The sequence below is a fragment of the Streptomyces sp. GC420 genome, assembly GCF_009916105.1.
Lineage (GTDB): Bacteria > Actinomycetota > Actinomycetes > Streptomycetales > Streptomycetaceae > Streptomyces.
On sequence record NZ_JAAAXQ010000039.1, the window covers coordinates 20,735 to 31,771 of the forward strand.

The following is an 11,037-nucleotide window of genomic DNA, read 5'->3' on the forward strand; positions in this document are numbered from 1 at the left end:
GTACGGGACGCTGACCCGCAGCACCCGGCAGGAGCACCCGGCAGCAGCACCGGCAGGACAGGAAGCGAGAGGAGTCACCGCGATGACGACCCTGGACGTGAGCGCGATACGGGAGGCGTACCCCGCGCTCCGCGACGGCGCCGCCTACGTCGACGGTGCGGCGGGCACACAAGTGCCGGAGTCCGTCATCGAGGCGATCGCCGCCGCGTACCGGTCCGGCCTCGGCAATGTCGGCGGCCCCTTCGCGGCCAGCCACCGCTCCGGGGAGGTCGTCGACGAGTGCCGCCGCGCCGTGGCCGACCTGGTGGGCGGTGTCCCGGACGGCATCGTCCTCGGCCAGAACACCACCACCCTGGTCTACCGCTTCTCGCAGACCCTCGCCGCGACCTGGGTCCCCGGCGACGAGATCGTCCTCTCCCGGCTCGACCACGACTCGAACGTACGCCCCTGGATCCAGGCCGCCGCCCGCGCCGGTGCCGTCGTCCGCTGGGCCGAGGTCGACCCGGCCACCGGCGAACTGCCCGCCGAGCAGTACGACGCCCTCCTGAACGACCGCACCCGCCTCGTCGCCGTCACCGCCGCAAGCAACATCCTCGGCACCCGCCCCGACATCCCCGCCATCACCGCGAAGGCACACGCCGCCGGCGCCCTCACCTACATCGACGGCGTCCACGCCACCCCGCACGGGCCGGTGGACGTGAACGCCCTCGGCGCCGACTTCTTCGCCACCAGCGCCTACAAGTGGTCCGGGCCCCACATCGGCGCCGTCGCCGCCGATCCCGCGCTCCTGGAAACACTCCGCCCGGACAAACTCGCATCCTCCTCCGACGCCGTCCCGCACCGCTTCGAGACGGGCACGGCGCCCTTCGCCGACCTCGCCGGGGTCACGGCCGCCGTCGACCACCTCGCCGCCCTGGCGGGAATCCGCGAGGGCTCGCGCCGCGAACGGCTCCTCGCGACGATGGCCGCCGTCGAGACGTACGAGCAGGATCTCTTCGGCGTCCTCCTGCGCGGTCTGGAAGAACTCCCCGGCGTGACCCTCTACGGCAAGCCGGCCCGCCGCACCGCCACCGCCTACTTCCGCGTCGCCGGCCACACCCCCGCCGAGGTCGCCGGGCACCTTGCCGCCCGCGACGTCAACGTCTGGCACGGCCACAACTACGCCTGGGAGCTGACCGAGGTCCTGGGCCTGCGCGCCATCGGCGGCGCGGTCCGCGCGGGGCTCGTCCACTACAACGACCGCTCGGACGTCGACCGGCTGCTCGTGGCCGTCGCGGAACTCGACGCCGGCTAGTGCCGTTGCCACGCGGGCCCGTGCGTCCCCATATGTCCTTATTCATCTGTATCTGTCAGGTTTCTGGCACGCTTCTGTATGTCCGAGGACAACGCGCGGCGTACCCCTCCCGAACCGCTGTTGCAGGTGATCGCCAACCTCACGCGGTTCCACCGGGAGCATGAGCAGTTCTACTCACGCTCACCACTGCGGCGGGCCGGCGACCTCCAGGCCCACTCACGGGCCCTGAAGTCGCTGGCCGACCGGTGGACCGAGGCCGTCGCCGGTGAGGCCTCGGCGGCGAGTCCGTTCGCCGGTGCGGAGGACCTCAGCGCCGCCGGCCCTGTCGCCGCGTCGGGCATCCTCTTCATGGATGGCGAGGGCGAGGGCGAGGGCGAGCCCGCCGAACTCCTGCGGCTGAAACGGGAACTCGCGGTCCTTGCCGACGACAGCGAGCAGACCGGGCGTGGCCGGCGCACGCGATGGAGCAGGCATGGGAGGTGGCCGGGCTCCTGACCGCGTACCCGGCGCTCGCCGACCTGCTCGGGGAACGCCAACGGGATCATCGCCAACGACTGGCAGTCCGCGGACATGCTCGCGCTCGTCGCGCGGCTGCTGCGCCGGGCCCTCGATCTGCTGGCCCGCGTGGACCTCACGCCCGCCGGGCTGCGTGCCGACCTGCGCGGTGAGCGGGATGCCCCCGCATACCTCTACTCGGCTTCCGGACTGACGGACCGCGCGGCGGATCTCCTCGCCCAGTCGGCCGTCCCCGTCCACCAGAACGAACGGCGCCGGCGCGTCTTCGGCGAGCGCGTCCGCGCGCTGCGGTCCGGTGGACCGGGGACGGCAGTCGCTGGGCGCGCCCCGGGGCGGGGTTCCGCCGAGCGGTGTTGTGCAGCCGGGCCCCGGCCCGGTGCCTGCGGCAACGGCCCCGTGCGTGGGCCCGCGGCCCGGCCGGCCCCTGGCTCGTACGGTCCTGCTCGTACAGTCCTGGCTCGTACGGGCAGGGGGCCGGGGGCCGGATCTGTCACGCGGTCAGGGCCTGTCGGCGATCTCCACCCTCTCGGTGGCCGGCGCGGTGCCGTTCTGCTGCGGCGCCGTGTGCTTGCCGGCGACGCCCTTGAGGAGTTGTGCGAGGTCGACTCCCGTGGTGGAGCTGAGGAGTTCCATGCCCTGGGCGACGTTGTCGGCGACCGTGCGCGACAACTGGCCGGCGCCGTCGGTGGAGATGACCGTCATCTTGTCAATGGCGGACATCGGCTCGGCCGCCTTGCCGACCACCTGCGGCAGCACCTCGACCAGCATCTGCAGCACCGCCGCCTCGCCGTACTGCGCGAAGGCGTCGGCCTTCTTCTGCATGGCACCGGCCTCGGCGGAGCCCCGCGCGGCGATGGCCGCCGCCTCCGCGTCGCCCTCGATGCGTACGGCGTCGGCGAGCGCCGAACGGTGGGCCTTCTCGCCCTCACCGGTCAGCCGGGCCCGCTCGGCGGCCGCCTCGGCCTCCTTGACCAGTGCGATCCGACGGGCCTCCGCCTCCTGTTCGGCCCGGTAGCGAGCCGCGTCCGCGGGCTTGCGGACCTTGGTGTCGAGTTCCCGGTCGGTCAGCGCGGCCTGGCGCTGGGCGACCTTCTCCTGCTCGGCGAGGACTTCCTGCTGCCGCGCGGCCTCGGCGAGCGGCCCCGCGGCGTTGGCGCGCGCGGCCGCCTCGTCCGTCTCCGCCTTGATCTCCGCCTGCTTGAGGGCGAAGGTCCGCTGGGCGATCGCGATCTCCTCCTCGGCCTTCAGCCTGGCCTGCTCGGAGGCCCGCCGGGCCACGGCCTCGGCGATGTCGGCCTCCTGCTTGGCGCGGGCGGCCTCGGGCCGGCCCAGGTCCTCCAAGTAGGAGCCCTCGGTGGTGATGTCCTGGATCTGGAAGGCGTCCAGCACCAGTCCCTGCCCGGACAGGCTCGCCTCGGCCTCTTCGGCCACCTGCCCGGCGAAGGCCGCCCGGTCGCGGATGATGTCCTCGACCGACATCCGGCCGACGATCGAGCGCAGCGCTCCGGACAGCACCTCCTGGGTGAAGCCGACGATGCCGTTCTGCTGCTGGAGGAACCGCTGGGCCGCGGCGCGGATGGAGTCCTCGGTGCCGCCCACCTTGACGATGGCGACGCCTTCGAGGTGTGCCTTGACCCCGCGCAGAGTGACCGCGCCGCGCACGGCCACGGGGATGTGCCGACTGGACAGGTCCAGCGTGAACTTCTGCTGGACGAACGGCACGACGAACACGCCGCCGCCGACCACGACCTTCTGGCCGCTGTTGTCGGTGAAGACGCGCCCGGTCTCCGGGTCGGTGGACTTCTTGCCGCGCCGCCCGGTGACGATGAACGCCTCGCTGGGTCCCGCGACCTTGTAGCGAGTGATCACCACCAGGCCCAGCAGGACAAGGAGTACGACGACTCCGATCACGGCGATCAGTACTGGACTCATGTCGAAAAACCCCCTCAGCCCTCCCGGGGGACGGCGGATCGAGTGTGCGGACGTGATGGTCGGGTGAGTGGACGTGCGGATGGACGAGCGGGTGTACATGCACGTGGACGTGCGGGCGGACGTGCGGGCGGACGCGCGGGCGGACGTGTGGGGAGGCGGCTCAGCGCTCGACGGGGCGGACCGCGACGGAGGTCGCGGACAGAACCCCCTCCACCCAGACCTCGGTGCCCCCGGCCACGGGCCCCTCGCTCCTGGCCGCGAGTTTCAGCGGCTGCCCGGCCAGGTACACCAGCACCTCGCCGTATCCACCGGCCGGGATGGCCGTGACCACGGAACCCGCGCTGCCGACCAGGTCGCCGCTGCTCGGGGCGGCCGCGGAGCGGTCCCGCATCAGGGCACGACTGAGCCGGTACGCCGCCCAGCCGGCACCGGCGCCCGCCGCCACCCCGACGACGGTGGCGCCGACGGTTCCCAGGCCGGTGGTGCCCAGCACGATCGCCCCGCTGAAGCCCAGCATCGACAGGAAGCCGGCGACGACGGGCAAGGAGAGCAGCCCGTCGAACATCCCGTCCAGTACACCGTCGAGCACGCCTTCGAGCAGCCCGTCGAAGAGCAGCGAGAGGGCGAGCAGCGCGAGCCCGGCGATGCCGAAACCCAGAAACCACGACATGCCCGCCCCCTCCATCCGCAGCCCGGTTCTCCTGGCCGCGCCGACCTTCTCACAGAGGTGAGCGACACCACATTGCCCGTTCCCGGCAGTCTTCCCCCCTTCTCGATGCCGTCTGCGGACGCCCGGGCCGCATGACACCGGCACCGTCAGGCGGACGGGCCGCCCCTTCAGCGCTCCGTGCGCGGGCCGCGCATGGAGGCGCCCCTGAAGAGCAGCGCGGCCGACACCAGCGGCGCGATCCACAGCGCGGCGAGGAGGGTGTGATCCGCCCCCGCACAGGAAGGCGCCGAACAGCAGGAGCAGGATCGTCAGCGGCGCCTCCCAGCCGCCGTACCGGCAGCGCTCGCGCGCCGGACCGGTTCTCTCCGCGGCCCTCATGGACGTCCCCCCGGGAAACCCGCACGGGCGTGCCGGCCGCTGCGGTGGCATCGTCACCGTAGAGCGCCGGGTGCTCACCGTCGATGCCGGGTTCCGGCAGCAAAGGGCCGCTTCCGATGCCCGGTCGGCCCGGAGGGTTTCCGTGAGCTGTCCCCAGGGCTGCCGACGTGGCATAAGCGCCCTCGGACTGGCGCTGGGCGTCGTGCTGCCGCTGCTGGTCAACCGGCTGGTGCGGTTCCGGCTGCTGGGCGCCGAACCCAAGCTGCAGCCCCTGCTGCCGCTCGCGACCGGGATCATCCTCTACGCCGCCTGCCACCTCACGCACGCCAACCCCTACCTCGCCGCCTTCTCCGCGGGCGCGGTCCTGGCCTCCGTGTCGCCCGAGTCGAAGCAGGTCTTCGAGCCGCTCGGCGAGGCGCTGGCGGAACTGGCGAAGTCCGCCGCGCTCCTGGTCTCCGGGGCGCTGCTGACGCCGCGGCTGTTCGGGGACCTGTCCTTCGGCGGCTACGTGGCCGTCGTCCTGGCGATCGTGCTGATCCGGCCGGCCTCCCTGCTCATCTCTCTGCTCGGCACCCGGATCGAGCGCAAGGAGAAACTGGTCGCGGCCTGGTTCGGCCCGAAGGGCTTCGCGTCGGTCGTGTACGGGCTGCTGGTGCTCCAGTCCGGGATCCCGCAGGGGGAGGAGGCCTTCACCCTGATCGCGGTGTGCATCGCCTTCTCGACCGTCGCGCACAGCAGCACGGACGTGCCGATCGCCCGGATCTTCCACGTCGACGAACTGGCGGGCATCCCCGGCGGTCACGACGACAGGACGAGTGAAGCGCCCGGCGAGACGCTCGGTGTCCCCGCCTGAGCGGGTGCGGGAACCGAGCGGTCGGAAGGAGGGGCCCGTACGGGCACACCGGGGTCCGCGCCGCGCCCTCCGTCGCGCCCGGCAAGCCCCGGCACGACGCACACCGGGTCCGGAGCGCCCCTCCCCGCGTTGGATCTTGACCGTGTCTGGTGGATGCTTGGCGGAACACGGGCGGTTCGAGCGGAAGAAGGACAAGGAGTGACGGGACGGGCGGCGCGGCTGTGGCAGTCGCTGTTCATGGCGCATCCCGCCAGGACCGTGGTCATGGCCTTCGCTGCGGCGATCCTGCTGGGCACGGTCCTGCTCGCCCTTCCGGCGGCCGCGCAGGAGGGCACGGGGACCGGCCTGGTGACCGCGCTGTTCACGGCGACGTCGGCGGTCTGTGTCACAGGCCTCGCGGTCGTGGACACCGGCACCTACTGGAGCGGCTTCGGCGAGGGGACGATTCTCGCGCTCATCCAGGTCGGTGGCTTCGGCATCATGACCACGGCCTCGCTGCTGGCCCTGCTGGTCTCGGGCAAGCTGCGGCTGCGGATGCAGCTCACCGCGCAGGCGGAGACGAAGAGCCTCGGCATCGGCGACGTACGGCGCGTGCTGCTCGGCGTCGCGGGATCCACCCTGGCCGTGGAGCTGGCCGTCGGGGCGTTCCTGGCGCTGCGCTTCCGCTTCGGATACGGCCGGTCCGTGGGCGACGCCACCTACCTGGGGTTCTTCCACGCGGTCTCGGCGTTCAACAACGCCGGGTTCGGGCTGCACGCCGACAGCCTCACCCGGTACGCCCAGGACCCCTGGGTAACCCTGCCCATCGCCGTGGCGGTCATCCTGGGCGGCCTGGGATTCCCGGTGCTGCTGGAACTGCTGCGCCACCGTGAGCGGCGACGCGGCACGGGCCGGCGCAACTGGTCCCTGCACACCCGGCTGACGCTCGTCACCACCGCCGTGCTGCTGCTCGTCGGGACCGTGCTGACCTGCCTGCTGGAGTGGACGAACGAGGAGACACTCGGCCACTTCGACTGGCCGGCCAAACTCCTGAACGGCTTCTTCCACTCGGCGATGACCCGCACCGCGGGGTTCAACGCCGTGGACGTCGGCGCGATGACGGACGCGACGCTCCTCATGACGTGCATGCTGATGTTCGTCGGCGGCGGCAGCGCCGGCACCGCGGGCGGCATCAAGGTCACCACCTTCTCCCTGCTGGCCGCCGCCATGCTCGCCGAGGTGCGCGGCGAGCCCCAGTCCGTCGTGATGGGCCGCCGTATCGCCCCGCACGCGCTGCGCCAGGCGCTGACCGTGGCGCTGGCCGGCATCGGCTTCGTCATGACGGCGACCCTCGCCCTGCTCACCGTCGTCGACAAGCCCTTCGAGTCCGTGCTGTTCGAGGCCGTCTCCGCGTTCGGCACCGTGGGCTTGTCCACCGGCATCACCGCCGACGTCCCGGCGGTGGGCCAACTGATACTGATTCTGCTGATGTTCGTCGGCCGGCTAGGACCCATCACTCTGGTCTCGGCCCTCGCCCTGCGCGAACGGACCCGCCGCTACCAGCTACCCGAGGAGCGACCTGTCATTGGGTGACTTCCTGCATTCCGTGCGCCGCCTGCGCCGCAAGCGGTCGGCCGCCGACCGGGCCCCGGTCCTCGGCGACCAGCGGGTCGCCGTCATCGGCCTGGGCCGGTTCGGCAGTTCCCTGGCCCATGAGCTGATGCGGCGCGGCTGGGACGTCCTCGGGGTCGACACCGACCCGGCTCTCATCCAGAGGATCAGCGACGACCTGACGCACGCCGCCGTCGCCGACTGCACCGATCCCGAAGCGCTGCGCCAGCTCGGCGTGCACGAGTTCGCCAGCGCGGTGGTGGGCATCGGCACCGACGTCGAGGCGAGCATCCTGATCACCTCCAACCTGCTGGACGCGCAGGTGTCCAACATCTGGGCCAAGGCCATCAGCCGCCAGCACGGCCAGATCCTCGAACGCCTCGGCGCCCACCACGTGGTCCTGCCCGAGCACGACATGGGCGAGCGCGTCGCCCACCTGGTCACCGGCCGGATGCTGGACTTCATCGAGTTCGACGACGACTACGCGCTCGTCAAGACGGTGGCGCCCGCGGTGGTCACCGGTGTCACCCTGGGGCACAGCCTCGTGCGCAGCCGGTACGGCGTGACGGTCGTGGGGATCAAACGCCCGGGTGAGGCATTCACCCATGCCACCGCCGAGACGGTCGTCGAGAAGGGTGACGTCATCGTCGTCACCGGCAAGACCCGGGCTGTGGAAGCCTTCGCCGAACTGAGCTGAATACGGGGGACCCTGTGACGCAGTGGGAGACGGACGACGACTACCTGGACGGATACGCCGGCATCATCAAGGAGGCCGCGGCGACCGGCCGCCGGCTGAACCGGGACGAGATCGAGTCGCGCCGGGTGCTGGGGGAACGCGCGGCCGAGGCCGGCCTGAGCCTTCGCTCGCTGGTCGGCGCGCACCTCGCGGCGACCCGGGCGGCATGGTCGGAGGCCGTCGGCGCGACCGCCTCGGCGGACAGCGCCCTGGCCGCCGTGGAGCAGGCCGTCGACGCCTTCGCCGAAGGACATGAACGCGCCCAGCGGTACGCCGTACGGAAGGAGGAGGCCGCCCGGCGCGAGTTCATCGACGACCTTCTCTACGGCCGCAGCGACCTGGGCCGGCTGGCCGAACGCGCCGAGCGTTTCGGCCTGCTGCTCTCGCACGCCCACGCGGTCGCCGTCGCCCAGGGCTCCGACGCGTACGCCGAGGCCGATCCCGTGCTGCGCACCGTCGAACGAGCGGTCACCGGACGCTTCGGCGACCGGCGCATCCTGCTCACCACCAAGGACGGCAGGCTGATCTGCGTAGCCCCCGGGAACCAGAACGACGTGCTCACCTACTTCGCCGAGCAGGCCCACGCCGCCACCCGCGGCGGACCCGTCGCGATAGGCCGCCCGCACCCCGGGGCCGGCGGCGTCGTCCACTCCTACGAGGAGGCGCTGAACGCCCTCGACCTGGCGCGCCGGATGAACCTGGACGAGCCCGTCCTCCACGCCGCCGACCTGCTGGTCTACCCGGTCCTCACCCGCGACCGGCAGGCCATGGCGGACCTCGTGCGCACCGCCCTCGGCCCGCTGCGGCGGGCCCGCGGGGGGCCGGAGCCGCTCCTCGAGACGCTCACGGTCTACTTCGACTCCGGCTGCGTCGCGGCCGAGGCGGCCCGCAGGCTCAGCCTGAGCGTGCGGGCCCTGACCTACCGCCTGGCACGCATCTACGAGCTGACCGGATCCGACCCGGCCGACGCCGTGCAGCGCTACACGCTCCAGACGGCGGTGATCGGCGCCCGGCTGCTGGACTGGCCCGCCAAGGACCTCTAGGCCCAGCGCCAGCGCGCGCCGGAAGGCGGCTCAGTCCGCAGTGTTGATCATCGAGCCGGCGGCGAAGGAGAGGTAGTGCCACAACTGCTGCTCGTGCTCCGGAGAGAGGCCGAGCTCCTCGACCGCCACCCGCATGTGCTTCAGCCAGGCGTCATGGGCGGCCTGGTCGACGGTGAACGGGGCGTGCCGCATGCGCAGCCGGGGATGGCCGCGCCGCTCGCTGTAGGTGCGGGGGCCGCCCCAGTACTGGATGAGGAAGAGGACGAGGCGCTCCTCGGCGGGGCCGAGGTCCTCCTCCGGGTACATGGGCCGGAGCAGAGGATCCTCGGCGACGCCCTGGTAGAAGCGGTGGACGAGCCTGCGGAAGGTGGGCTCGCCACCGACCTGCTCGAAAAAGGTCTGCTCCTGGAGAGTGCCGCGCGGAATCTCGTTCACCCCACCATGGTCTCAGACGCCGCGGCGGAGGACCGGGGTCCTAGGACCACTCGCCCCTCACCGCCGGGCACCGCACAGTGGAGGTATGTCCGGAGTGCGTGCCGGAGCCCGTACGGGTCCCGCCACCGAGATCGCCGCCACCCGCGCCCGTGCCGCGCTGGTGCGGCGGCTCGTCGCGGACGGCGCGCTGCGCGATCCGGTCTGGCGGGCGGCGTTCGCGGAAGTGCCCAGGCACCTGTTCGTGCCGTCCTACTACGTGGCGACCCCCCGGGGATACGAGCGGCGGTGGGGCGAGGACCCGGACCCGGCGCGGTGGGAGCGCTGGCTGGAGGGGGTCTACGCCGACGAGCCGCTGCTGACCCGGCTGCGGGACGGGGAACAGATCGTCACCAGCAGCCAGCCCTCGCTCATGACGAGGATGCTGGAGGCGCTGGAGGCGCGGGACGGGCAGAAGGTGCTGGAGATCGGGGCGGGCACGGGATACAACGCCGCGCTGCTCTGCCACCGTCTCGGCGAGCGCCGGGTGACCACCGTCGACCTCGACCCCGCGATCACCGAATCGGCCGGGAGCCACCTCGCCGCCGCTGGGTACCGCCCGGCCGTGGTCACCGGTGACGGCGTCCTCGGCGTACCGTCCCGGGCCCCGTACGACCGGATCGTCGCGACCTGCGCGGTGCCGTCCGTGCCGCCGGCCTGGCTCGCCCAGTGCCGCCCGGGCGGGTTCGTACTGGCGCCGCTGTCCACCGGGGTGCTCGGCCTGCGGGTAGGGGACGCCGGGCACGCGGAAGGCCGCTTCCTGCGGACGCCGGCGTACTTCATGCCGCTGCGCGGGGGCGATGGCGGGGGACAGGGAGCCACGCCGCCACCCCCGGCCGGCCTGCGGGGCCGGCAGGCCGATGGCGAGGCACTGCGCTTCCTGCTGACGCTGACAGCGGGCCGGCTCGACCCGAGCGAGGCGACGGAGCTGTGGCTGCGGGAGGGCAGGCCCGGGAGGGCCCGGTTCGGCGTGACCGTGAGCGGGGCGGAGCAGTGGGCCTGGCTGGACGACCCGGGCGGCCTCTACGCCTGGCCACTGGGCGCGGGCCGCGGATGAACGGGCGGCGGACGAACGGGCGGCCCCGGGCGGCCAGCTCGCGGTGCGATGCGGGCCCGTCGGCACGGGGCAGAGGCTCGGCGCGTCCGCCCTTGCGCCCAGCGGCGGGGTTGCAGGTGGCGGCGTGCGGGGCGCCGTCCCCTCGCGTGCCCGGGCCGGGGCACGCGAGGGGACGGGGCGGGGGCCGTCAGCCCCGGCGGACCGTGATCGTCGTCCAGGCGCCCACGTGGACCTGGTCGCCGTCCTTCAGCGGGACCGGCACGAACGGCTGGATCGGGTCCTCGGCGCCGTTGATCGTCGTGCCGTTGGTCGAGTTCTGGTCGACGACGGCCCAGGAGCCGTCGCCCTGCTGGACCAGCACCGCGTGCTTGTGCGAGACGCCCGGGTCCTCCGGCGGCACCGCGAGGTCGATGTCGGGCGACTCCCCGGTGCTGTGCCGGCGGCGGCCGATGGTGACCTGGTTTCCGGTGAGCGGGAGGTGCTGCTCGGGGGAGTAC

At 72.8% G+C, this 11,037-nt stretch carries 10 protein-coding genes and 1 pseudogene; 7 read left to right on the forward strand and 4 right to left on the reverse strand.

Features of this window, described 5'->3' with window-relative positions:
* Positions 1-82 precede the first annotated feature (82 nt).
* Together GUY61_RS07840 and GUY61_RS39865 are read left to right on the forward strand one after the other, a co-directional pair.
* Positions 83-1,294, forward strand: a complete 1,212-nt coding sequence (locus GUY61_RS07840) for a cysteine desulfurase-like protein (protein ID WP_166629337.1) — start codon at positions 83-85, stop codon at positions 1,292-1,294.
* 78 nt (positions 1,295-1,372) lie between these two features.
* Entirely contained in the window at positions 1,373-1,789 is a 417-nt protein-coding gene (locus GUY61_RS39865) for a hypothetical protein (RefSeq protein ID WP_243766262.1), read from the forward strand.
* Positions 1,790-2,308: 519 nt separating this feature from the next.
* Here GUY61_RS39865 and GUY61_RS07850 read toward each other — a convergent pair.
* The gene (locus GUY61_RS07850; RefSeq protein WP_166629338.1) at positions 2,309-3,742 is read right to left on the reverse strand and encodes a flotillin family protein; all 1,434 of its coding nucleotides are present in this window, start codon (positions 3,740-3,742) and stop codon (positions 2,309-2,311) included.
* Positions 3,743-3,902: 160 nt separating this feature from the next.
* Positions 3,903-4,412 (reverse strand): hypothetical protein, encoded by a 510-nt coding sequence (locus tag GUY61_RS07855; protein WP_166629339.1) that lies wholly within the window; start codon positions 4,410-4,412, stop codon positions 3,903-3,905.
* A 559-nt stretch (positions 4,413-4,971) separates the two neighbouring features.
* Between GUY61_RS07855 and GUY61_RS07860 the strand changes: the two are divergent.
* The 4 genes and pseudogenes from GUY61_RS07860 to GUY61_RS07875 form a co-directional block, all read left to right on the forward strand.
* Positions 4,972-5,643 (forward strand): annotated as a pseudogene (locus GUY61_RS07860) (cation:proton antiporter); the annotation flags it as partial.
* A 198-nt stretch (positions 5,644-5,841) separates the two neighbouring features.
* Positions 5,842-7,215, forward strand: a complete 1,374-nt coding sequence (locus tag GUY61_RS07865) for a potassium transporter TrkG (protein ID WP_313896563.1) — start codon at positions 5,842-5,844, stop codon at positions 7,213-7,215.
* The gene (locus GUY61_RS07870; protein WP_166629341.1) at positions 7,208-7,930 is read left to right on the forward strand and encodes a TrkA family potassium uptake protein; all 723 of its coding nucleotides are present in this window, start codon (positions 7,208-7,210) and stop codon (positions 7,928-7,930) included. Before GUY61_RS07865 ends, GUY61_RS07870 begins: the two co-directional genes overlap by 8 nt.
* Before the next feature lie 14 nt (positions 7,931-7,944).
* Entirely contained in the window at positions 7,945-9,012 is a 1,068-nt protein-coding gene (locus GUY61_RS07875; RefSeq protein WP_166629342.1) for a helix-turn-helix domain-containing protein, read from the forward strand.
* A gap of 30 nt (positions 9,013-9,042) precedes the next feature.
* Here GUY61_RS07875 and GUY61_RS07880 read toward each other — a convergent pair whose 3' ends face one another.
* Positions 9,043-9,447, reverse strand: a complete 405-nt coding sequence (locus tag GUY61_RS07880) for a globin (RefSeq protein WP_166629343.1) — start codon at positions 9,445-9,447, stop codon at positions 9,043-9,045.
* 85 nt (positions 9,448-9,532) lie between these two features.
* Between GUY61_RS07880 and GUY61_RS07885 the strand changes: the two genes are divergently transcribed.
* The gene (locus GUY61_RS07885) at positions 9,533-10,540 is read left to right on the forward strand and encodes a methyltransferase domain-containing protein (RefSeq protein WP_166629344.1); all 1,008 of its coding nucleotides are present in this window, start codon (positions 9,533-9,535) and stop codon (positions 10,538-10,540) included.
* A 187-nt stretch (positions 10,541-10,727) separates the two neighbouring features.
* Here GUY61_RS07885 and GUY61_RS07890 read toward each other — a convergent pair.
* A partial coding sequence (locus tag GUY61_RS07890) for an FHA domain-containing protein (protein WP_166629345.1) occupies positions 10,728-11,037 on the reverse strand: 310 nt, incomplete at its 5' end.